At 71.6% G+C, this 22,798-nt stretch carries 19 protein-coding genes, 3 pseudogenes and 1 riboswitch; of the genes and pseudogenes, 11 read left to right on the plus strand and 11 right to left on the minus strand.

All coding sequences use genetic code 11. The features are described 5' to 3' along the window. A pseudogene (locus ACFXB5_RS14110) lies at positions 1–811 on the minus strand (SDR family NAD(P)-dependent oxidoreductase); the annotation flags it as partial. A 151-nt stretch (positions 812–962) separates the two neighbouring features. Between ACFXB5_RS14110 and ACFXB5_RS14115 the strand changes: the two are divergent. Next, the gene (locus ACFXB5_RS14115) at positions 963–1,880 is read left to right on the plus strand and encodes a helix-turn-helix transcriptional regulator (RefSeq protein WP_385206786.1); all 918 of its coding nucleotides are present in this window, start codon (positions 963–965) and stop codon (positions 1,878–1,880) included. Here the strand turns inward: ACFXB5_RS14115 and metE are convergent. The 7 genes and pseudogenes from metE to ACFXB5_RS14150 all read right to left on the minus strand — a co-directional run bounded on the left by metE (position 1,821) and on the right by ACFXB5_RS14150 (position 10,688). After that, entirely contained in the window at positions 1,821–4,139 is a 2,319-nt protein-coding gene (gene metE / locus ACFXB5_RS14120; RefSeq protein WP_385206788.1) for a 5-methyltetrahydropteroyltriglutamate--homocysteine S-methyltransferase, read from the minus strand. The genes ACFXB5_RS14115 and metE overlap by 60 nt on opposite strands. Before the next feature lie 166 nt (positions 4,140–4,305). After that, positions 4,306–4,528: riboswitch (cobalamin riboswitch) on the minus strand. A gap of 68 nt (positions 4,529–4,596) precedes the next feature. After that, positions 4,597–4,806, minus strand: coding sequence for a hypothetical protein (locus tag ACFXB5_RS14125; RefSeq protein ID WP_201850588.1), 210 nt, complete (start codon positions 4,804–4,806; stop codon positions 4,597–4,599). A gap of 167 nt (positions 4,807–4,973) precedes the next feature. After that, positions 4,974–5,888: a helix-turn-helix domain-containing protein gene (locus ACFXB5_RS14130; protein WP_385206791.1), complete on the minus strand. Its 915-nt coding sequence runs from the start codon at positions 5,886–5,888 to the stop codon at positions 4,974–4,976. A 218-nt stretch (positions 5,889–6,106) separates the two neighbouring features. Further along, entirely contained in the window at positions 6,107–9,145 is a 3,039-nt protein-coding gene (locus ACFXB5_RS14135) for an endo-alpha-N-acetylgalactosaminidase family protein (protein ID WP_385206930.1), read from the minus strand. 207 nt (positions 9,146–9,352) lie between these two features. Beyond that, positions 9,353–10,006, minus strand: coding sequence for a hypothetical protein (locus ACFXB5_RS14140; protein WP_385206794.1), 654 nt, complete (start codon positions 10,004–10,006; stop codon positions 9,353–9,355). Positions 10,007–10,019: 13 nt separating this feature from the next. After that, a pseudogene (locus tag ACFXB5_RS14145) lies at positions 10,020–10,292 on the minus strand (alpha/beta hydrolase); the annotation flags it as partial. Positions 10,293–10,376: 84 nt separating this feature from the next. Beyond that, complete coding sequence (locus ACFXB5_RS14150; protein WP_385206796.1) at positions 10,377–10,688, minus strand: hypothetical protein; 312 nt, start codon at positions 10,686–10,688, stop codon at positions 10,377–10,379. Positions 10,689–10,842: 154 nt separating this feature from the next. Between ACFXB5_RS14150 and ACFXB5_RS14155 the strand changes: the two genes are divergently transcribed. From ACFXB5_RS14155 to ACFXB5_RS14170, 4 genes are all read left to right on the plus strand, one after another. Next, on the plus strand, positions 10,843–12,018 hold the full coding sequence (locus tag ACFXB5_RS14155; protein ID WP_385206799.1) for a sensor histidine kinase: 1,176 nt from the start codon (positions 10,843–10,845) through the stop codon (positions 12,016–12,018). Next, a complete protein-coding gene (locus ACFXB5_RS14160) occupies positions 12,019–12,696 on the plus strand; it encodes a response regulator (protein WP_385206801.1) in 678 nt (225 codons plus the stop codon). A gap of 152 nt (positions 12,697–12,848) precedes the next feature. Next, on the plus strand, positions 12,849–14,186 hold the full coding sequence (locus ACFXB5_RS14165) for an aldehyde dehydrogenase family protein (protein ID WP_385206804.1): 1,338 nt from the start codon (positions 12,849–12,851) through the stop codon (positions 14,184–14,186). 31 nt (positions 14,187–14,217) lie between these two features. Then, positions 14,218–15,033, plus strand: a complete 816-nt coding sequence (locus tag ACFXB5_RS14170) for an alpha/beta fold hydrolase (RefSeq protein ID WP_385206806.1) — start codon at positions 14,218–14,220, stop codon at positions 15,031–15,033. A 39-nt stretch (positions 15,034–15,072) separates the two neighbouring features. Here the strand turns inward: ACFXB5_RS14170 and ACFXB5_RS14175 are convergent, their stop codons facing one another. Then, positions 15,073–15,639, minus strand: a complete 567-nt coding sequence (locus ACFXB5_RS14175; protein ID WP_385206809.1) for a CGNR zinc finger domain-containing protein — start codon at positions 15,637–15,639, stop codon at positions 15,073–15,075. A 143-nt stretch (positions 15,640–15,782) separates the two neighbouring features. On the opposite strand from ACFXB5_RS14175, the gene ACFXB5_RS14180 reads away from it, so the two are divergent. Together ACFXB5_RS14180 and ACFXB5_RS14185 are read left to right on the plus strand one after the other, a co-directional pair. Next, the gene (locus ACFXB5_RS14180; RefSeq protein WP_385206812.1) at positions 15,783–16,799 is read left to right on the plus strand and encodes a hypothetical protein; all 1,017 of its coding nucleotides are present in this window, start codon (positions 15,783–15,785) and stop codon (positions 16,797–16,799) included. A gap of 140 nt (positions 16,800–16,939) precedes the next feature. Next, positions 16,940–17,422 (plus strand): molybdopterin-dependent oxidoreductase, encoded by a 483-nt coding sequence (locus ACFXB5_RS14185; protein WP_385206815.1) that lies wholly within the window; start codon positions 16,940–16,942, stop codon positions 17,420–17,422. A 33-nt stretch (positions 17,423–17,455) separates the two neighbouring features. Here ACFXB5_RS14185 and ACFXB5_RS14190 read toward each other — a convergent pair whose 3' ends face one another. Then, a complete protein-coding gene (locus ACFXB5_RS14190) occupies positions 17,456–18,307 on the minus strand; it encodes a putative RNA methyltransferase (RefSeq protein ID WP_385206818.1) in 852 nt (283 codons plus the stop codon). A gap of 251 nt (positions 18,308–18,558) precedes the next feature. Between ACFXB5_RS14190 and ACFXB5_RS14195 the strand changes: the two are divergent. Further along, positions 18,559–19,617 (plus strand): annotated as a pseudogene (locus ACFXB5_RS14195) (glycoside hydrolase family 71/99-like protein); the annotation flags it as partial. A gap of 336 nt (positions 19,618–19,953) precedes the next feature. Here the strand turns inward: ACFXB5_RS14195 and ACFXB5_RS14200 are convergent. Then, positions 19,954–20,205, minus strand: coding sequence for a hypothetical protein (locus tag ACFXB5_RS14200; RefSeq protein ID WP_385206820.1), 252 nt, complete (start codon positions 20,203–20,205; stop codon positions 19,954–19,956). 161 nt (positions 20,206–20,366) lie between these two features. Here ACFXB5_RS14200 and ACFXB5_RS14205 point away from each other — a divergent pair, with 161 nt between their 5' ends. The 3 genes from ACFXB5_RS14205 (at position 20,367) to ACFXB5_RS14215 (ending at position 22,798) form a co-directional block, all read left to right on the plus strand. Beyond that, positions 20,367–21,161 carry an IclR family transcriptional regulator gene (locus ACFXB5_RS14205; RefSeq protein WP_385206823.1) on the plus strand — a complete coding sequence of 265 codons (795 nt, stop codon included), beginning with the start codon at positions 20,367–20,369 and terminating at the stop codon, positions 21,159–21,161. 121 nt (positions 21,162–21,282) lie between these two features. Continuing rightward, positions 21,283–21,561, plus strand: coding sequence for a hypothetical protein (locus tag ACFXB5_RS14210; RefSeq protein ID WP_385206825.1), 279 nt, complete (start codon positions 21,283–21,285; stop codon positions 21,559–21,561). Positions 21,562–21,622: 61 nt separating this feature from the next. Further along, entirely contained in the window at positions 21,623–22,798 is a 1,176-nt protein-coding gene (locus ACFXB5_RS14215; RefSeq protein WP_385206828.1) for a Gfo/Idh/MocA family protein, read from the plus strand.

Genomic DNA, 22,798 nt, shown 5'->3' on the forward strand with positions numbered 1-22,798 from the left:
GTGCCGGGGTCGTGCCCAGCACGACATCGGCGAGGTAGCGGCCCGCGGCGCCGCGGCCGGTGGCGAACGGCGTGAGGACCATCACCGGCAGGACGCGCCGCATGGCGAAGCGGGAAAGCGGACCGGCGTTGCGGGCGAGACCGGTGCCGGGGACGAAACCGGGGTTGTACGCGATGGCGTCGATCCCGGCCGGAAGCCTCCGCGCGTACTCGTGCACGAGGTGGATGGCGGCCAGCTTGCTCGTCGAGTACGCGGTGCGCCCGCCCGCCGTGCCGGCCGGCTTGGCGAAGGCGCCCGGACGGGCCAGGACATCGGGGGAGTTCCAGACGGGGCCGGGCACCATGCCCAGGTTGTGCTTGAAGTCCCCGAAGTGGGTGTCGCTGACGGTGATCACGATCCGGGCGGGCGCGGTGAAGCGGTCCTGGAGCACCCGGACGAAGAGGTGGTTGGCCAGTACGTTGATGGCGAAGGTGGCCTCGTACCCGTCGGGGGATTCGGTCAGCGCGTTGGTGTACTGCATCCCCGCGTTGCCCACGAAGCCGCGCAGCGGTGGCAGATCACCGCGCTCCAGCCGGTCATGGATCTCGGTGGCGGCGGAGCGGACGCTCTGGAGCGAGCCGAGGTCCGCCGGGACGTACGAGACCGTACGCCCGCCCGTGGCGAGCTCCTCGGCGAGCTGGGCGCCGGAGGACGCGCGGGCCACGACGAGGAGGTGCGCGTCGGGCGACCGGCGCACGATGTGCTCCGCGGCGACGCGCCCGATCCCGCGGCTCGCGCCCGTCATCACGATGGTGTGCTCCGTAGCGGGCATGGAAGGCTCCCTCACTGGTCGGCCGATGGCGCCCGGTCCGGGCGCGGCGGCTCCACGTTCGCCGCCCCCGTCGACGCCGACCAGTGCCGTCCCCGTCACTAGGACCGGCAGTACCCAGGCTCATCCGGCGCCGCGCGGCGAGAATGAACCCATGGCTTCCTCCCGCTCCGACTTCGCCGCGCTCCTGCGCGCCTGGCGCGACCGCCTCGCCCCGGCCGACGCCGGCTTCACCCCGAAGGCGAGCCGCCGCGCGCCGGGGCTGCGTCGCGAGGAGCTCGCCGAGCTGGCCGGGCTCTCCGTCGACTACATCCTGCGCCTGGAGCAGGGACGCGCGAAGCACCCCTCGGACCAGGTCGTCGGCGCCCTCGCCCGCGCCCTCCAGCTGTCCCGCGCCGAACGCGACCAGCTGTACCGGAGCGCCGGGCTGCTGCCGCCGCGGGACGGGACGGTCAGCGCCCATGTGCCCCCGGGCATCCAGCGGCTCGCGGCGCGCCTGGGCGACGTCCCGATCGGGGTGTTCACCGCCGACTGGACCCTGGTGTGGTGGAACGCCATGTGGAGCGCCCTGCACGGCGACCCCACCGTCCTCCCGGCCGCCGAACGCAACCTGGCCCGCGCCCTGTTCGGCACCGGTGCCGCCCGCGACCCGGTGCTCCGCGTCCGGCCCGAACGCGGACTCGACACCTTCGAAACCTCCATCGTGGCCGACCTCAAGGACGCCGTCTCCCGCTACCCCGCCGACACCCGGCTCGCCCGCCTGGTGCGGGAACTACGGGCGGAGTCCGAGGCCTTCGCCCGTCACTGGGCCACCCGGACGACCGCCGCCCAGCACACCTCCGACCGCAAGACGATCCGGCATCCGGAGATCGGCGACATCCTGCTCGACTGCGATGTGCTCATCGTCCCCGGCGCGGATCTGCGCATGGTCACCTACACGGCGGCGACCGGAAGCGGCGACGCGGGCAAGCTGGACCTGCTGCGCGTCACCGGTCCCGGCCGGTCGTCCGGGTCAGGACGCGGGCAGCTCACCGCGGACCGTACGGGCCGCGGTGACCAGGTTCTCCAGTGAGGAGCGGGTCTCCGGCCAGCCGCGGGTCTTCAGACCGCAGTCGGGGTTGACCCACAGCCGCTCGGCGGGGATGGCCTTCAGGCCCGTCCGCAGCAGTTCGGCCGCCTCTTCCGCGCTGGGCACCCGCGGGGAGTGGATGTCGTACACCCCGGGCCCGGCCTCGCGCGGATAGCCGTGGGCGGCGAGCTCGCGGGCCACCCGCATATGGGAGCGGGCGGCCTCCAGACTGATGACATCGGCGTCGAGGTCGTCGATCGCCTGGACGATGTCGCCGAACTCGGCGTAGCACATATGGGTGTGGATCTGGGTGTCGGGGCGTACCCCGCCGGTGGTGAGCCGGAAGGCCTCGGTCGCCCAGGCCAGATAGGCGGGCCGGTCGGCGGTGCGCAGGGGCAGGGTCTCGCGCAGCGCGGGCTCGTCCACCTGGATGACCGAGGTCCCGGCCGCCTCCAGGTCGTTCACCTCGTCGCGCAGGGCGAGGGCGACCTGGCGCGCGGTGTCGCCGCGGGGCTGGTCGTCGCGGACGAAGGACCACGCGAGCATGGTGACCGGGCCGGTGAGCATGCCCTTGACCGGGCGTTCGGTGAGGGACTGGGCGTACGCCGTCCAGCGCACCGTCATCGGTTCGGGGCGCGAGACGTCACCGGCCAGGATCGGCGGGCGGACGTAACGGGTGCCGTAGGACTGGACCCAGCCGTGCTGTGTGGCGAGATAGCCGGTGAGCCGCTCGGCGAAGTACTGGACCATGTCGTTGCGCTCGGCCTCGCCGTGCACCAGCACATCCAGGCCGGTCTGCTCCTGGAAGGAGATCACCTCCTGGATCTCGGCCTTGATGCGCTCCTCGTAACCGGCCGTGTCGATCCGGCCGCGGCGCAGGTCGGCGCGGGCGGTGCGGAGTTCGCCGGTCTGCGGGAAGGAGCCGATGGTGGTGGTCGGCAGCGGCGGCAGGCGGAGGTGGGCGCGCTGGGCCGCGGTGCGCTCGGCGTACGGCTGGGAGCGGCGGGCGTCGTCCCCGGTGACCGCGGCGGCGCGGGCGCGGACGGCCGGGTCGCGGGTGATGGGGGAGTTGGCGCGGGAGGCGAGGTCGGCCCGGTTCGCGGCCAGCTCGGCGGTGATCGCGCCGGTGCCGCGGGCCAGGCCCTTGGCGAGGGTGACGATCTCCGCGGTCTTCTGCCGGGCGAAGGCCAGCCAGCGCAGGATCTGCGGTTCGATGTCCCGCTCGGCCGTCGTGTCGAGGGGGACGTGCAGCAGCGAGCAGGAGGCGGCCACATCGACCCGGTCCGCCAGGCCCAGCAGGGTGCCGAGCGTGGTCAGGGACTTTTCCAGGTCGTTGACCCAGATGTTGCGGCCGCTGACGACCCCGGCGACCAGTCGCTTGCGGGGCAGCCCGCCGACGGCGGCCAGCGCGTCCAGATGCGCCGCGGCGGCCTCCGTGAAGTCCAGCGCCAGCCCCTCGACCGGGGCCTTGGCCAGCACCGGCAGCGCCTCGCCGAGGCGGTCGAAGTACGAGGCGACCAGCAGTTTCGGGCGGTCGGTGAGGGCGCCGAGGTCACGGTAGGCGCGCCCGGCCGCGTGTCGCTCGGCGGGGGCGCGGTCCTGGACCAGGGCCGGCTCGTCGAGCTGCACCCACTCGGCACCGGCCGCCCGCAGATCGGCCAGGACCTCGGCGTACACCGGAAGCAGCCGGTCCAGGAGGGTGAGCGGCTCGAAGCCGGCGGGCGCGCCGGGCGCGGGCTTGGCGAGGAGGAGGTAGGTGACGGGGCCGACGAGGACCGGCCGCGCGGTCAGCCCGAGGGCGAGGGCCTCCTTGAGCTCCGCGACCTGCTTGGCGGAGTCGGCCGCGAACACCGTGTCCGGACCCAGCTCGGGGACCAGATAGTGGTAGTTGGTGTCGAACCACTTGGTCATCTCCAGCGGCGCCACGTCCTGAGTGCCCCGCGCCATCGCGAAGTACCCGTCGAGCGGGTCGGCGGCGACGGCGTCCCGGTGGCGGTCGGGGATGGCGCCGACCATGACGGTGGTGTCCAGCACATGGTCGTAGTACGAGAAGTCGCCCGTGGGGACTTCGTCGATGCCCGCCCCGGCCAGTCGCCGCCAGTTGGCGCGGCGCAGTTCGGCGGTGGTGGCCCTCAGCGCTTCGGCGGTGACGCGGCCCTTCCAGTAGCCCTCGATCGCCTTCTTCAGTTCCCGGTTCGGGCCCTGGCGGGGGTAGCCGTACACGGTGGCCCGTGCCGCCGCGGCCGCGGACTTGGTGGTCACGGAGATCTCCTTCGCGAGATGAATCCCTGAGGTCCCGGCGACGGGAGGAGAGCGCGAAGGGTGACGGACCGGACGCCACGACCTCGCGCGGCAGGCGCGCGGTCGTCCGCCTGGTGCATGTTCGCCGACCCGCCCTCGAGGTCACCGGGATGTCCGCGCACGGGTGGTCCGTACGCGGGCAGATGGCAGGTCTTCGGACTCACGGGCGCGTCCTCCTCAGGAGGACACCTAATGGCCGTCGCTTCCCAGGTCCCTCTCACCGGACCCAGTGCGTATGACGGCGGTCGTTCCCGCTCACCGCTGCGGGGCAGTCCCGGATTTCCACCGGGTTCCCTCTTGCGACGCGTCCCGCCTGGCGGACGGGGCGAACCAGCTGCACCGGCCAGCCTACGGCATGGGAAACCCCCGGCCGCGTGGGCCGGGGGTTCCGCCCCTCACGGGCTCGTGGCGCGGGGGGTCAGCACGAGCTGGAGTCCGACTGGCCCACCAGGTTGACCGGGACGGTGACGAAGGAGAACTGGTTGCTGGCGCATACGCCGGGGAAGGTCGTGCTGCTGGCGTTGTTGACGGTGACATCGGGGCCGTCCTCCGCGACGGCACCGGTCGCGCCGACGGCGAGGGACGCGGCGGTGAGAGCGAGCGTGGACAGGGCGGTCCGCATACGCATGGGAACTCCTTGATGGGGATGAGCGGCCGGAAATGACCGGCTTCGCATGCATGGTGCCCCTTTGTCGTGCGGATCGCGGCCCAACGTCCCCCCAATGGGCTAACACGTCACCCGCCGCCTCGTCATGCGCCGCCTCGTCATGCGCCGCCTCGTCACTCGCCGTTTCGTCATGCGCCGCCGAGCCGTGCGTCGTCCGGCGGGGCGCAGGGCGGGATCGTCGGTGGGCGGGCCGGGTCGGGGACGCGGTTGGTGAAACCGCCGGGGACCGAGCGGCACTGCTGCTCGCGGAAGTGGACCGGTGCGGTGCCCACGCGGCGGGCGAACAGCCTGCTGAAGTAGGCGGGGTCGTCGTAGCCGACGCGGCGGGCGATGGCGGCCACCGGCATTTCGGTACCGACGAGGAGCTCCTTGGCCCGGCCCAGCCGGATCCCGAGGAGGTAGTCCTTGGGGCTGCACCCCGCGCCGCGCCGTACCGCGGTGCGCAGTTCGGCCGGTGTCATGCCGTGCCGGGCGGCGTGCTCGGCCACCGACAGGGATTGGAAGGCGTCCCTGGCCAGCGCCTGGAGCACCGGATGGCCGTCCGAGCCGCCACCGGCGCGCACGCGGCGCAGGGCGACGAGGAGTTCATGGACGGCGGCGGCCGTCTCGACCTCCAGGAACGGATTGCCCCGGCGCGCGGCGCGGACGATGCGACCGATGGCCGTACGGGCGGTGGCGGTGTCGGTGAGCGCGACCACCGGACGGTCCGGGTCGATATAGCCCAGATCGGCGTACGCGGCGGTGGCCGGGCCGGTGAAGTCGACGAACGCCTCGTCCCATCCGGTGTCCGGGTCCGGGCCGTAGTGGTGGCTGACACCGGGGGTGAGCCAGAGCAGCGCGGGCGCGGTGACGGTACGGCGGCGGCCGTCCGCGCCGCGGAACCAGCCGCGGCCCGCGCTGATGACCACCGCCACATGATGGTCGAGGACCCGCGGGCCGACGACGGGCAGGGCGCCGTGCTGGAGGCCGACACCGAGACACACCAGGCCGAGCCGGTGATGGGCCGGGCTGGGCGTGAAGTACCGCATCCAGGTGTGATACATCCGCGGTCCCCTCCGGTCGGCTGCGCCCCCACCCGCAGATCTTCGCCCACGGACCGCCCGCTCGCCAGGGGGCGGGAGGGGGCCGTGCGGCGGGGTGGATGGACACGTAACCGAAGGTGGGGACCGCGGGGAGCGGGACACGTGTGCGGGCCGTCCCGCTCCCTCCGCGGTGTCAGCCCCGCTCCCTCCGCGGTGTCAGCCCCGCTCCCCGCGCGGTGTCAGTCCAGCTCCTCCACGGTGAAGGAGTCGAGCGTGAACTCCGCGGTGCCGCTGTCGCCGGTCTTCCGCAGCCCCACCCACAGCTCGCCGTCCGCGGGCGCGGTGACGGTGTAGCCGTGCGTGGCCCGCCCGGTGGCGGCGGGCAGCGGGGTGCGCTCCAGCTCCCGCGCCCCGGGCTCGTCCACGGCCGTGACCCATGCGTACTGACCGGCCGCCTCGTTGGCGTAGGTCAGGGTCACCCGGTAGCACCGCCCGGGGCGGAAGCGGGCGGTGTGCGGCACCGTACGGTAGACCAGGCCCGGGTTCTCGCCGCGCGACTTCAGCGACTGGCCGCCCTCGAGCACATCGTCGATCACCTTGCCGTTCCAACCGGCCTGAGTGTACGGGGCGTGCCGCCGCGCGATATGCGTCCGCGGGTCGGTCACCCCGCCCGCGTCGCCCTTGACGAACGGGCCCCAGCCCTGGGGCACCCGCTCGAAGTCCTCGTACACCAGCGCGCCGGGCCTCGTGGTCCGCCGGGCCCGCACGACCCGCAGCCGGTCGAAGCGGACCCGGGCCCGCCCCGCCGCCACGTCGAGGGTGAGGGTGACCGGGCCGCCGCCGTCGGGGACGGTGAAGTAGGTGAACATCCGCTGGAAACGGGTGCCGTGTTTGCGGTCGGCCGCCATGTGGTTCACGGCGGTCGAGGTCTCGGTCCAGTTCTCCGCGGTGACGCCGTCGGCGGTGTGCACCCGCAGCGCGGCCCGCCGCCGCTCACCGGCCTCCGCCCCCACCTCCACCTGTACGGAGGCCACATAGCCGCCGGGGGCCAGCCGGCCGATGCGCTGGCCGACGGTGGCGGCGGCGCCCTCGCCGATGACCAGTTCGTAGTCGCCCAGCGCACCGCGTTCCACGGTGGCCGGGCCGGTGGTCTGCCGGCCGCGCAGCGAACCGGAGTGGAAACCGGGGTCGTACAGCGGGGTGCCCTCGCCCCAGCCGGGCGCCGCCTGGGCAGGGGCGGGGGAGCGCAGCACCACATAGGGGACGTCGGGGTCGGCGGTGACGCTGATGTGGCCGTCGCGCACCGGCAGGGTGACCGGCTTGGCGCGCCCCTGGTCGGTGAGGCGGTACAGCACCACGGACCGCCGTCCCGACCAGCCGCGCGGCAGCCGCCAACGGGTGGTGCCACCCGCCGGGTTGTAGTGGTAGAGCTTGGCGGGGTCGGTGGCCTCGCGCGGCTCCCAGGGCAGCAGATAGCCACCGCCGTCGTAGACCAGCCGCCCGTCGGTGGTGATGCGGCGGACGCCGCCGGTGTCGGTGACGGAGGTGCGGCCGGGCCCCTCGAAGGTGATCTCGTGGTCGCCCCAGGTGCGGATGGGGTACGCCTGGAGATACTTGGCGGGCAGACTGTGGGTCCAGATGAGCCGGTAGAAGGCGGTCCAGTCGGTCTTGCCGGTCCAGCCCTCGAAGTTGCCCATCCGGGGGATGCCGAGCAGGGTGGGCCACTTGTCGGCGAAGGCATCCTTCTGGTGGTTGCGGAGGAAGCGGATGAGCCGGGAGTTGATACCGCGCGAGCTGTCCGGGCCGTAGTCGGTCTCGGTGGCCCAGTGCGACCACAGCGAGGAGCGCTCCAGCCCGTGGCCCCATTCGGTGGCCACCCGCCAGCCCTGCTCGCGCAGGGCCCGCTGGAGCCGGTCGGAGTTCCAGCCGGACTCGCGGAAGACATCGATGTAGAGACCGGCGAGGGCCGGGTCGGTGTCGTTCCGCAGGTCCTGGAAACGCCGGACGATATCGCCGGAGACCAGGTCGCGGCGGGCGTCGATGCGGTACGACTGGTCCAGCCAGTCCCACTGCTTGTCGTGTCTGTCGACCAGTGTCTCGGAGAAGGCGTTGGCCACCGGATAGGACTCGGTGGCGTTGACGTGCACCGCGAAGTCGCTGTTCCAGCGGCGTCCGGAGCGCAGCAGGGTGTTGAGGTCGGCCAGACCACCGGCGCGGGTGTTGTAGTTGCCCGCGTAGTCGGGGTGGGCGGAGTCATGGCCCTCCGACTGATAGCCCTTGAGCAGGGTGTACTGCCGCAGTCCATCGGTGGCCAGCGCGATGCGCTTGACATTGTCGAGGGTGTCGAGGAACGGGTTGGTGGCCTGGCTGGCGAAGTTGAACGGGATGTGCGGGACGACCCGCAGATGCTGCTCGTCGGCGCCGAGCGGATTGACCATGATGTCGCGGAAGGCGATGGCGGCGTCCTGCCAGTCGACCACGCCGTCGCCGTTGCGGTCCCGGGTGAGGACCACGGTGGCCCAGGGCAGCGGCTCGGTGGCGCCGACGGGAGCGGTGGCGGCCCGGTGGGTCCACTCACCGCAGCAGAGCCGGGCGGTGATCTGCCCGTCCTCGCGCACCGTCTGCCGCCACAGCCGTCCGTTCTCCCACGTGGTGCCCGCGGCGGAGGAGGGCTTGTCCCAGACCGTGTTGGTCTCGACGGCGGCGGCGAGCCGGTCGGTGCTGACGACGGCGTAGGCGCAGCCGATGGGGTCGTCGTCGGTGGGCGTGTCGGCCGTGGGCCGGACCACGGTGTCACCGCTCTTGGCCTGGTCGAGGTCGATCCGCGCGGCCAGCAGGGTGGCGCCCGGCTGGTCGGCGCCGACACTGAGGAACGCGAGGCCGGGGATGCGCAGGGTGCCCACGCGCAGCGCGTCGGTGTCGGCGATCCGGGTGACGCGCCAGTCGACCTGCCATTCGCTGACCCGGACACGGATGTCGATCTCGGCGTCCGCGCCGAAGGCGAGGGTGTAGCTGATGTGGTCCGGGCCGCTGGTGACGGCGGTGGTGCGGGGGGTGTGTTCGACGCCGTCGATGAGCACCGTACGGACCGGCTCCCGCTGCCCGTACAGCACCGCGCCGCTCTCGCGGTCGGTGTACGCGACGATGCGCGGGAACTCCGGGTCCACCCGGACCTCCAGCCGCTTCGACCGCAATGTGCGCTCGGTGTCACGGGCGTGCGCGGTGCCACCGCCCGCGCTGATGGCCGTTCCGATTCCGGCCAGTGTGGTGGTAACCATGACCGCTCTGCGGCCGGGCCGCCACGCTCCCGGCCGCCCCTCCTCTGTGTGGGTCAACGCGCCGCTCCTCCCTCGCTGGTGGGAACAGTGCTCCACCTTGGGACGGCGGCGGGGCGGCCGCCCATGGACAAGTGCGCGGGGGTGTTGGACTAACGGACCGTGGCGCCCATCACGACAAGCGGCCACGACCAGTCCGAGGAACTGGGATCAGCCCGCCGCGCCGTCGAGCAGCCGGCTGTACCGCAGCCGCAGCGCCCGCTCGGTGCTGGCCGCCACGGTGACGAGCCCGACCACGGTGTTGCCCCATGCCGACAGATCAATGGGCGAGGTGAACGTCCCGACGTACTGGGCGACGCCCTCCGGCGCCCGGGTGACCTGTTCGGCGAGCTGAAGGATCAGGAGAACCAGGCCGACGACGAGCATGATCACTGAGAGGAAGCCGATAAAGCGGCTCAGTCCGGGGTGCGATCGGTCGAGGCGCGCGCGGCGCCCCTCGGCGGAGCGGGGGTCCGGGATGAGCTGGAGCTCGGCCCCCTCGGCGGTGACGTAGTGGCAGCGCTTGAGTCCGAAGCCGCTCGCCCTTACTTCGACGGTGCCGCCCTGGACGGGGAAGACGGCAGGGACTTTGGACTCGGCGTGATGCCTGCCATCGAGGTACAGATGGGCCTTGACGTAGCCGTCCGACGTGTTCTGATGCTTGACGTCGACGGCGTAGACCGTCTGCCGGCCGTCGTCGTTCATCAGCCGGAGGTGGAACAGTGCGCGGGTAAGCATCTGCCACCAGCGGAAGCGCTTCAACGCTCGTCCGTCCCCGGGCTTGACCCGCTGCACGGCCCGACGATGCCGCCACTCCTTGATCATGTCTCTACTCCTGTGACGTGCTGGGCTCGGCAGCGCAGGCGAGGTCCGCCCGGATCCGGTCCATGTCGCGCGCGGTGTTCGCGGTGGCGGTGTGCGGCAGCATCCGCGCCGTCCGCGAGGTGGCGCACTGCTTGGCGATGGTCCGGGCGTTCCCCGCCTCCCGCGCGACATCGGCCGCGGTGTCCGCGTACGGCGGGAAGTTGCCGCGGGTCTGCTGCTCCGGCGTCAGGTCGCAGGTCACCGGCGTGCTGTGGCCGACGCCACGCGTATCGAAGCCGATCACGTTTGCGCATCTGTTGTCCTCCTGAGGGGCGCGTACGGGGGCGCCGGAACGGGTGGGCTCGGGACGGCCCCGTCGTCCCGGATGCCGTCAGACCGTTCCTCGGCCGCGGGTTCCCCCGGAATTACCGGCCCGCTCGGTGGTCGGTTCCTTGCGAGTGTGCGCCCAGCCACCGAGCACCATGGCGACGAGCGCGATGGATCCGAGGAGGATCATCTGGCCGGTGAGGCCGCCGGGAACCCCGTTGACGATGCCCCACAGCGGCTCGGTGTCCGGGTTGAGCAAACCGTGGATCACCCCTTGGGCGGCCAGGGCCGTGATCACCATCCCGACCGCCTCAAGGGCCGCATAGCCACCCTTGCGCATCGCGCTTCTCCGTTTGGTGTTCGGTTGTCTCGGCACGTGAACGAGTCTGTCCGTGCGGCGCGGCAGGCACATCAGCCCGGCGGCTCGAACCGCCTTCGACCAAGGACGAGGCGGGGATACGACTCTGGTCGGGGGCACATCAGCCCCCGGGTCTGACGCACGGGCCGCACCGTGTCGCGATAATGACCAGGTGAATACGGACGTCGCGCCACCGCTCGGATGGTGGCAGCAGACCTGGCGGCTGATGGCGGCCGCGGCAGTGGGCATACCGCTCTGGCTCTCCACCGGTGTGGTGCTGCGGACGGAGACGACCGGACCCGGCTCGTGGTTCTTCATCGGTGATCCGCTGGTGGCTCTCGGCTGTCTGACGGCGCTTCTGTGGCGGCGGCGGTTCCCGCTCGCTGTCGCCATGACGGTCGCGATCGCCTCGACCGCGTCGGCGCTCGCCTCCGGCGCCGCGTTTCTGGCGCTGCTCTCGCTCTCCACCCGTCGCCGTCCGGTGGAGAGCGGGGTCGCCGGGCTGGCCCTCGTGACCGCGTCACAGTTCGCCGGCGGGATCTACCCGACCCCGGCCGGCCCGCTGTGGCTCGCACTCGCGCTACCGGCGCTGATCGCGGGCATCGCCGTGGCCGCGGGCATGGCCATCGGCGCGCGCCGTGTCGAAGTGCGGTCTTTCCGGGACCGGGCGGAGAGCGCGGAGCGGGAACAGGCCGCGCGAGCGGCACAGGCACGGGCGTTGGAGCGCAACCGGATCGCCCGCGAGATGCACGATGTGCTCGCGCACCGGATCTCCCTGGTCGCCATGCAGGCCGGAGTGCTGGACCACCGCGGCGACCTCACAGCGGAGGAAAACCGCGTGCTGGTCCGCGGTATCGCCGATGGCTCCCACCAAGCGCTGGAAGAACTACGGGATGTCCTGGGTGTGCTCCGGGCCGACCCGGGCCGCCCGGAACCACCGCAGCCCTCCCTCGACGGAATCCCCGACCTGGTGGCCGACGCCCGCACGTCCGGACTGGACGTCACGCTCACCACCACCGTGACGGGAACACCGTCCGACGTCGTCGGACGCACCTGCTACCGGATCGTCCAGGAAGGACTGACCAACGCCGCCAAACACGCCCCTGGCGCACATGTACACATCACCCTCGAAGGAACAGCGGGCGACGGATTCAACGTCAGCGTCCACAACACCCCGGCCGCCAGGGCGACCGCACCACCACCGGCATCGGGATTCGGTCTGCTCGGCCTCAGCGAACGCATCACCCTCGCCGGCGGAGAACTCGACCACCACCCCACACCCGACAACGGATACCTCCTCACCGCGCGGCTACCCTGGCCGAACCCCACCCACGAAAAGAGAGCATGAGTGGATACCGATCGGGAGCCGGTGCGTGTCGTCATCGTCGACGACGACCAACTGGTGCGGATGGCGCTGCGACTCGTCCTCGAGGCCGAACCGGACCTGAACGTCGTCGCGGAGGCGGCCGACGGGGATGCCGCGCTCACCGTGGTGGACGAGCGGCGGCCGGACGTCGTGCTGATGGACGTGCGGATGCCCGGCCGTGACGGTCTCAGCGCGACCCGGGAACTCCTCACCAGGCCGGCGCCGCCGCGGGTGCTCATCCTGACCACATTCGACTCCGACGATCTGGTGCTCGGCGCACTGCGCGCCGGAGCACTCGGGTTCGTCCTCAAGGACACCCCGCCGGCGCGGATCATCGACGCGGTGCGGACCGTCGCGGAAGGGAACCCCGTGCTGTCCCCGGTGGCCACGGCACGGGTGATCGCCGCGGCCACCGGGCCACAGTCCTCCACGGCTCGCAGCTCGTCCCGCGAGGCCGCGCGGAAACAGCTGTCCGCCCTGACGACACGAGAACTCGATACCGCTCGGGCCATCGCGGACGGGCTGGGCAACCCGGAGATCGCCGGGCGGCTGCACATCAGCGTCGCGACCGTCAAGGCGCACATAAGCAACCTGTTCGCCAAGCTGGCGGTGGAGAACCGGGTGCAGATCGCACTCCTGGTCCGCGACGCGGAGGAATGAGCCTGGTCAGCGAGCACCTGGGACATGGTCTATTAACTGAAGAGGATTACAGATCCGCGGTCACGTGTGCTATAACGTAAGCGTCTAAATCATAAAGACGCTTACGTCGAGCACCCGTGCCCGCCGGCCGGGCGCCAGAGAACGGACGCCCCATGACCCTCACCCACCCCGCCTTCACCGAGACCGACGCCGCCGCCCTCGTGGCGCGGCTGCGGGAGACCCATCGCAGCGGCCGCACCAAACCCCTCGCCTGGCGCCGCGAGCAGCTCATCCGGCTGCGCGCCCTGCTGACCGAGAACCGCGAGGCCATCGCCGACGCCCTCTGGGCCGATCTGCGCAAGAACCGCGCCGAGGTCGACCAGTCGGAGATCGACATCACGGTTCGCGAGATCGACGACTACCTCGACCACCTGGAGGAGTGGCTCGCCCCGCAGCCCGCGGAGGTCACCGTCTCCCATCTGCCGGAGGGGACCACGGCCCGCACCGAGTTCGACCCCCTCGGTGTCGCCCTGGTCCTGTCGGCCTGGAACTATCCGATCTATCTGCTGCTGACCCCCGTCGCCGCCGCGCTGGCTGCCGGTAACGCGGCGGTCATCAAGCCCTCCGAACTCGCCGAGCAGACCTCCGCACTGCTGGCCCGGCTGCTTCCGGCCCATCTCGACACCGAGGCCACCGCCGTGGTCGAGGGCGGTGTCGCACAGACGACATCGCTGCTGGCCCAGCGCTTCGACCACGTCTTCTACACCGGCAACGGCACCGTGGGCCGGATCGTGATGCGCGCGGCGGCCGAGCATCTGACCCCCGTCACCCTGGAACTCGGCGGCAAGTCCCCGGTCTTCGTCGACCGGGATGCCGACCTCACCACGGTGGCCGAACGCATCGCGGCCACCAAGTTCTCCAACGCCGGGCAGATCTGTGTCGCGCCCGACTACGTCCTCACCGACCCGGACACGGCCCAGGCGCTGGTGCCCGCCCTGGCCCAGGCGATCGAGCGGCAGTACGGCGCCGATCCGAGGGCCGCCGGGAACTTCGGCCGCATCGTCAACGAGCGCCACTTCGACCGGCTGACCGCACTGCTCGGCTCCGGCCGCACCGTGGTCGGCGGGCAGACCGACCGCGCCGAGAAGTACATCGCCCCGACCGTGCTGCTGGACGTCAAGCCGGACGAGCCGGTGATGCGGGAGGAGATCTTCGGCCCCATCCTGCCCATCCTGGCCGTCGACGACCTCTCCGAGGCCATCGCCTTCATCAACGACCGCGACAAGCCGCTCGCGCTCTACGCCTTCACCGAGAACGACACCACCCGGGCCCGGCTGATCGCCGAAACCTCCTCGGGCGCCGTCAACTTCGGCTTCCCGGTCTTCCATCTGACCCTGCCGACCCTGCCGTTCGGCGGCGTCGGGGAGAGCGGCATGGGCAGCTACCACGGCCGCTACTCACTGGAGACGTTCAGCCACCGCAAGGCGGTCCTCGACGTCCCGCTGAGCTGAATCACCACATGGTGTGCGAAAGGACAAGGACATGAGCGAGATCAAGCCCCGGTTCCGGACGGTCGACGGACTGTCCATCCGGTACGCCGAGAGCGACAAGCCCCATGAGCACGAAGCGCTGCTGCTGAGCCCCTGGCCGGAGAGTCTGTACGCCTACGACGCCGGCTGGTCGCGGCTGGCCGAGCACGCCCATCTGATCGCGGTGGACCTGCCGGGGTTCGGGCACTCCGAGCTCCGCGAGGACCTGCTGTCGCCCAGGGCGATGGGCGAGTTCATCGTGCGGCTCGCCGATGCCTTCGGGCTGGCGAAGCCGCATGTCGTGGGCCCGGACATCGGCACCAGCGCGGTGTTGTTCGCCGCGGCCCAGCACCCGGACCGGTTCCGCAGCGCGGTCGTGGGCACCGGTGGCGCGGCGGTCCCGCTGCAACTGGGCGGTGTGCTGGACGAGTGGGTGCACGCCGAGGACCTGGCTCCGTACCGGGCGCTGGGCCCCAAGGACATCATGACGGCCGCCATTGCCAACATCGAGGGCTATGAGCTGCCGGAGGTGGTGCGCGAGGACTACCTCGCGGCCTATGTGGGCCAGCGGTTCGTCGATCAGATGCCGTACGTCCGTGCGTACCCCGGCGAACTGCCGGTGCTGAGCACGCTGCTGCCCGGTATCGAGACGCCGGTCCAGGTCATCGCGGGCCGCCACGACCCGGTGGTGCCGCTGGCGAACGCCGAGTATCTGCACGAGCGCCTGCCGAACAGCAAGCTCGACATCATCGATGTGGGCCACTTCGTCTGGGAGGAAGGCGCGGACGACTACGCCAAGGCCGTCACCGGCTGGTGGCAGGCGAACTGACCCTTCCCCCACCGCATGCTCCGCCCGGCGGCTCTCGGGTCAGCCGCCGGGCCGGGCCTTCTTCCGGGCCCGGTACGCGGCCACGTTGCTCTTGTTGCCGCAGGTGTCGTACGCGTGCCAGCGCTGGGTGCGGCTGCGCGTGGTGTCGTAGAACGCGTGGTCGCAGCGCTCATTGGCGCAGATGCGGATACGTGGCCAGGTGCCGTCGGAGATAAGCTCCGCCACCGCGAGGGTGATGCCACCGAGCACGGGGTCGCCGCCCACCTGCCGCAGCCGCACCTTCCCCGGCTCCGAGAAGTCCTGCCGCAGTGTGACGGGGGACGCGCGCTCGGCCAGCCGTGCCCAGCCGGGTGCCGCCTCCGCGCTGTCCGGCGCGGTGATGATGTCCATGAGGGTCGTGCGCAGACCGCGGATCTTGGCCATGCGCTGCGGTGATGGTCTCTCCGCGGCGGGTTGGCCGAACGGGCGCAGGACGGTGCTCGCCGTCTCGGGGTCCTGGAGCGTCTCCGGGAACGCGGGGCCGTGCGGCCGGGAGTTGAGCAGGTCCACGATCGCCTCGGCGGTCGCGGGGATCCGCCGCCCGGAGTCCGATTCTTCACTGGCCACCCAGCCAGCGTAGCACATGGTCTATTGGCAAATGAGACTTACGTCTCAGTGGTCGCACATGCTATAACGTAAGCGGCTAAAAAATTAGACCATTACGTCACTCTGGCAACTCCGTGGCTCCATCGACTCCTAGGACACAGCTCATGGCCTCCGCCACTTCGGTCGAATCCCCGCCGTACACGGCCCCCGCCTCCCGTGGCTCGCGGAGCGCGAGCATCAGTCTGCTGGCGATCTCGCTGGGCTCGGCGGGCCTCGGCGGGGCCTGGCAGGCGGCGGCCTCCGCCGTGTCGGCGTGGATCCAGATCAGCGATGCGCTGTACGCGGTCAGCGGGCTGATCTGGGTCGTCCTCCTGGCCGCGTACGTACGCCACGGCGGAGCCCGGTGGCGCAATCTGCGCGAGGATCTGCGCCACCCGGGCCAGGGGTTCGCCCTCGCGTACGTCCCCATCATCGGCATGCTGATCACCGGCCACTTCTCGCGCTTCGGTCAGGACGGGGCCCGCTGGGCCTACGTGGTCTTCCTCGTGGCGGCCGCGCTGGTGGCCGCCCGGCTGCTCGCCCACTGGCTCACCGGCACCCTCAGTGAGACCGCCCTGCACCCCGGCTATCTGCTGCCGGTCTCCTCCGGGCCGTTCATCGCGAGCATCACCGCGTCGACGCTGCGCCTCCCCGAGGTGGCGGCGGCGGCCTTCGCCGTGGGGGTTCTGTACTGGCTGGCCTTCGGGACGGTCATCCTCGGCAGCCTGGTCACCGGCAGTCCGCTTCCGCCACCGGCCCGGCCCACCCTCACCGTCCTGATCATCCCGCCCGCCGTGGGCGGCAGCGCCTGGCTCGCCGCCCATGGGGGCCGCCTGGACGGGGTCGGCTACGGATTCTCCGGCATCCTCTTCTTCACCCTCGCCCTGGTCGCCTTTCTGCTGCCGACCCTCCGCGAGCGGTCGTTCCACACGGGGCTGTGGGTCTACATCTTTCCGGTGGCCGCCACCACGAACTTCCTGGTGCGCTGGTCGTACGCGGCGGACGTGCCGGATCGGGAGGTCGCCGTCTGGGCGCTGCTGACCGTGGCGAGCGGTGCCTTCCTCCTCCTGGGCGCCGCGACGCTCGTCCATGGCGGTCGGCTCTGGCGCCTGCGGTCCGGTCGTCACCCGAACCATCGGTGAGTCGGATGTCGCCATGCCGCAGATGCGAGGGACAGACAGGCTTCTCCCTGGCATGAGCGCGATCTTTGGTCTATCGGCATGGCATGTGCGTTTGCCTGGGATGGGTGTTCGGGTAACGCTCCTCCAGGAGGTGGTAGGCCGTGAGTGACTCCCTCGCAGCTGCCAGGACGGCCGCCGGTCCGATGGCGGAAGTCGCCCTCACCGGCGATCTGACCCGCCCCGCCCGGCTGACGGTGTCCGAGCTGCTCTCCTGGCCCCAGCACCGGGCCCAGGTGAGCTTCGACTGCGCCACCAGTGGCATCCAGCACCACCGCTTCACCGGGCCGTTTCTGCATGACGTCCTGGTCGCCGCCGGCCCCGGCTTCGACCCCGCCCGGCGCAAGGACCGGCTGCGCTTCCTGATCGCCGTACGTGGCGTGGACGGCCACCGCGCGCTGCTGTCCTGGGCCGAGATCGACCCGGACTTCGGCCGTGCCCCCGTGCTGCTCGCGGTCACCATCGACGACACTCCGCTCGACCGCGCGGGCCCCCAGCTCGTCCTGCCCCAGGACCGCTGCGGCGCCCGGTACATCAGCGGTATCGAGGCGATCCGCGTGGACGGCGGATACACCGTCTGGACGTGATGGCCCCTGGCGGAACCCGGTGGGGGCCGGGCGTCAGACCAGCGGGCGGTACGCGGTGAGCGTGACGGACAGCGTCACATCGCAGGGCTCGGGCAGCCGCGCGATGCGCTCCTCCAGCCGTCCGCCCTCCTGATGCCAGGCGTTGGGGCCCATCCCCACCAGCTGCGGCAGGGCCTTGTGGTCCAGTGTCATGGTGCTCCGCGACCGCTCCCGGGCCACCTCGGTGAAATGCGCCGAGAGCCGGTCCGCCAGCCGCTCGTCCTTCTGCTCGCCCACCCGCAGCAGCCCCAGCGCCTCCACCAGTTCCCGTAGATGATCGGGCCGGGGTGTCACCACCAGCAGCACACCCTCGGGACGCAGAATCCGCCGCAGCTCGGCCGGATTGCGCGGTGCGAAGACATTGAGGACCACCGACGCGGCCCCGTCGGCGAGCGGCAGCCCGTCCCAGGCGTCGGCCACCACCGCGCTGATCCGGGGATGCGCCCGCGCGGCCCGGCGGGCGGCGAACTTGGAGATGTCGAGCAGGATTCCCTCGGAGTCCGGGAACTCCGACATCACCCGGCCGAGGTGATAGCCCGTTCCGCCACCGATGTCCACGACACAGCCGGGGTCCCCGCCCGTCGCCGCCGGTGCCGTCTCGCGCGCGAGCGCGGCCAGTGCTCCGGCGATCGGCGCGTAGTGACCGGCGGCCAGGAAGTCCGCGCGGGCCGCCACCATGGCGGCGGTGTCCGCGCTGAACTTGGCGGCGCCACGCAGCAGATTGACATACCCCTGCTTCGCCACGTCGAAGCTGTGCCCCTGCGAGCACCGCAGCACGCCGTCGGTCATCGTCATGGCGCCGGAACAGTACGGGCAGTGAAGGTACCGAACCGCCTCTTTCCGCATTGTGTCCCCCGTTACCGCCGTTGTCCTGACAGGACCCCAGCCTATGCAGAGGACCCCGGGGTGCCGCACACCCACCCCCGCCTCGGTCCGCGGGCGGGCTCGTTCCTCGCAATAGCACGAGAGGCCAGGATGGCGGTGGCCGCCTGAATTCGGCTTATCGTCAATTGAATTGCGGAACCGTTAATGCGTTATTATGCTCCGCCGCAGCGAGCACCCCACACAAGCCGCTCACTGCCGGAAAGGCAGGCCCTATGGGTATTTCACGCCGCCATCTCATCGGTTCCGCGCTCGGTGCCACGGCGCTCGGCGCGTTGGGCGCCGCCAGGCTGACGACGGGCACCGCGGACGCGGCCAGTCCGCCCGGTGACGTCGTAGGGAAGATCACCGTCGGTTATCAGGGCTGGTTCGCCTGTGCGGGTGACGGTGCCCCGATCAATGGCTGGTGGCATTGGGCCGCCGATATGTCCCGGCCGCCGTCGCCGGGCAATACGGGCATTCACAGCTGGCCGGATATGCGCGACTACGCCAAGGGCTACAAGACCGGCTACAACAACCTCAACAACGGCCGGCCGGCCACCTTGTTCTCGTCCTATGACCAGCAGACCGTGGACACCCACTTCCGCTGGATGCGGCAGTACGACATCGACACCGCCGCGCTCCAGCGGTTCAACCCCAGAACGGCAAGCCGGTGGTGGGCATCTGGGGGTTCGGCTTCAACGAGGCCAACAAGCCCTGGGCGGCCGCGGACTGCCTGGACATCGTCAACTGGTTCACATCCCAGGGCTGTTATGTGATGGGCGGGGTCCCACACCCACTGGCGGTCCGGCAACGAGGACTCACGCCCCGGCTACATCGGCGTCTACCACGCCTTCCACATGCTCTCGCCGTGGATGGTGGGCCGCATCGGCAACATCGCCGACACCGACCGCTTCTTCGGCGGCGTCAACACCCCGGACCAGGCCGACTGCGATGCCAACGGGATCGACTACCAGCCGTGTGTGCTCCCCGGCGACACCCACTCGCGGCAGCGCGCCCACGGCGACTTCATGTGGCGGCAGTTCTACAACATGGTGCGGGTCGGCGCGCAGGGCATCTACATCTCCATGTTCGACGAGTACAACGAGGGCAATCAGATCGCCAAGACGGCGGAGAACGCGTCGATGGTGCCGTCCGGATCGGGGATCTGGGCGCTCGACGAGGACGGCACCGTCTGCTCCTCCGACTACTACCTCCGGCTCACCGGAGACGGCGGCCGGATGCTCAGGAAGCAGATCGCGCTGACCCCCAACCGGCCCACGAAACCGGTGGTCTAGGCCTTGAACCGGCCCACCCAGTACGCGGTGCGGTCGAGATAGGCCGTCTCGGCCGCGTGGCCCGTCCGCCCGTACGCCCCGCTGTAGGTCCGGTAGCTCGGCGCCGTGGGCGGGGTGGCGGTGGCGGGCTCGATCTGGCTGGGCGAGCCGGGCGGTGGCGGATGAACTCGAGGCGGCGGGCACGGCGGCCGCCGCCCGGCCTCCCGCCGCGGTGAGGGCCCCGGCGCCCAGGGCGCCCGCGGCCGTGCGGGTCAGAAAGGTCCGGCGCGTGGTGCCGGGGCTCTGTGCCATCTCACGTTCCTTCCGTGGCGGAGGAGCACCTCGGAACCCTCGTCAGTGGGGGTCCTTGGTGACGGCGTCCGCGGTGCGCCAGCGGTGGGCGGGGGAGAAGCCCAGCAGCCGGACGCAGCGCGAGGTGTCGTACAGCCCCGCGAAGCGGGACAGCGGGGCCGTGATCTCGGCGGTGGGGTGGTAGCGGGCGAGCGGCTTGGCCGTGCCGACAGCGCCGCGGCGAGGCCGAGCGCCGCGAGACGGGCACGTCGTGGCGGCGGGGAGGAACGGCCCGAGGGAGGAGAAAGAGGACAACTGGTCCGCATACGAGCCCTCGCCTGATGCAAAGCGTTCAGAAGACCGAATAACGTTGGAGTAACGGAACGTAGGCTTGCCGTGATATAGCGTCAAGACGAGCTACGTAAGTTGTCGGGGACCGGGGCCGACGGGCGCCGGGCCGGGGAGCGGAGGCTGGTGTGGAATCGGTGTCGGGAGCAGCGCGGGTCCGGCGTCACGAGGACGTCAAGTCCGCGGCGCGCGTCCTGGAAGTGCTCGAACTCCTGGGTGCCGAGGGCGCCCGGCTCTCGCTCGCCGACATGGCGAGCACCCTGTCCGTGCCCAAGAGCAGCCTGCACGCGGTGCTGCGCACCATGGAGTCACGCCGCTGGGTGGAGACCGACCCGTCCGGAACGCTGTACAGCATCGGCCTCAAGGCGCTGCTGACCGGCACCGCGTATCTGGAGAGCGACGACCTGGCCGGGATCGCGGGGCCCGTGCTCGACCTGCTGGCCGAGGAGACGGGCGAGGCCGTCCACCTCGGGCGGCTGGACCACACGGACGTCGTCTATCTGGCCAAGCGCGAATCCCGCCACGCCCTGCGGATGTACTCGGCGGTCGGCCGCCGGCTGCCCGCGCACGCCACCGCGCTGGGCAAGGCGGTCCTGTCCCAGTACGACGCCGCGGAGGTCCAGCGCCGCCTCAACTGGCCGCTCCCGGCGCTCACTCCGAGCACCGTCACCGACCCGGACGAGCTGCTCGCCCAGCTCGCCGACGCCCGCAAGCGCGGCTGGGCGGTGGACGAGGGGGAGAGTTCGGTGGACATCCGCTGTGTGGCGGTCCCGCTCGGCACCGGGCACGGCGGCGGCGACGCGATCAGCTGCTCGGCGCCGCGCAGCCGCATGGACGACGCCCGGCTGGGCGAGATCGCCGCCCATGTCACCGAGGCGGCCCACTCGTTGCGCACCCTGCTGAAGCGCCTCGGGGAGCACTGAGCCTCCGGGCCCCGCCGCACGCCTGGGTCCGGCCATATCCCGGTACGGTCATTGACACCGCTCCCGAACCCTCCTTACGTTCGAATGGACGATCGCCATTCGGCTATGGGAATGGGAGCGTATGTCCGCACCCCGCGAGCCGCATCTCCCGCTGGCCCAGGCCCCCTGGGTGGAGGAGCGCGGCGACAAGCTCCGCATCACCGCCGTACGCACCTTCCTGACGGCACCTCAAGGCTGCCCGTACCCCATCGTGCGGGTCGAGACCAACGACCCCGGGCTGTACGGCCTCGGCGTCGACTTCGACGAGTTCGCCGCGCGCGGATATCCGGCGCCCGAACCCCTGGCCCACGACCGCTGGGCCCTGCTGCGGACCACCGACGGGAGCGTGCAGAGGCCGTGACACCTAACGCGACGAGCGAATGGGCGCCCCAGGGGCGGGCGCTGACCGGGAGGGGGCCGCTGTGGGCGAGCCGCTGAGGATAGGGCTGGTCGGGGCGGGCAAGATCAGCGGGGCCTATCTGGACACGCTGCCACGGCTGCCGGGACTGCGCCTGACCGCTGTGACCGACCTCAACCGGGCCCGCGCGGAGGCCGCGGCCAAGACCGCCGAAGCCGCGGCCAAAACCGCCGAGGCCGCCGCCAAGGGCGCGGAGGCCGCGGCCAAGAGCACCGGGGGCGGCGTGGCCGTCGCCGCGTCTGCCGACGAGCTGATGGCACGCGAGGACGTCGACGCCGTACTCAACCTGACCATCCCGGCGGCGCACGCCGAGGTCGCGCTGGCCGCGCTCGCCGCGGGACGGCATGTGTACGGCGAGAAGCCGCTGTCCGGCACCCGCGAGGAGGCCGACGCCATCCTGGGCGCGGCCGGGCGAACGGGGCTGCGGGTCGGCTGCGCGCCGGACACCGTGCTCGGCCCGGGTACCCAGACCGCGCGCCGGGCCGTGGACGACGGGCTCATCGGCACACCGGTCGCGGCCACCGCCTTCATGACCACCGCCGGGCACGAGGCGTGGCATCCGGACCCGGAGTTCTACTACCGGCCCGGCGGCGGGCCGCTGCTGGACATGGGCCCGTACTATCTGTCCGCCCTGGTGCACCTGCTGGGCCCGGTGGTCCGGGTCACCGGGGCGGCCTCCCGGCCGCGCGCCCAGCGAAGCGTCGGCAGCGGGCCGCGCGCGGGCGAGCGTTTCGCGGTCGAGGTGGACACCCATGTCACGGGCGTCCTGGAGCATCGAGGCGGCGCGCTCACCACGCTGCTGATGAGCTTCGATGTGCACGCGGCCCGGCTGCCGCGCATCGAAGTCCACGGCAGTGAGGGCTCGCTGTCGGTACCGGACCCCAACACCTTCGACGGCCCGGTGGAGCTCTGGCGCGGTGGCGCCTGGGAGCCGCTGGCGCCGTCGGCCGGGTACGCGGGCTCCGCCCGGGGGTACGGCCTGGCCGATATGGCGCGGGCGCTGCGGGCGGGCCGTCCGCACCGGGCCTCCGCCGAGCTCGCCCGGCATGTCCTGGACGTCATGCTCACCCTGCTCGACGCGGCCCGGGAGCGGACCTCGCTGCCGGTCGGCACCACATGTTCCCGTCCCGAGCCCGTGCCCTTCGTGGGCGAGCTGTCCGCGTCGGCGGGCCACGGCTAG

The organism is Streptomyces sp. NPDC059455 (genome assembly GCF_042750115.1).
GTDB lineage: Bacteria > Actinomycetota > Actinomycetes > Streptomycetales > Streptomycetaceae > Streptomyces > Streptomyces endocoffeicus.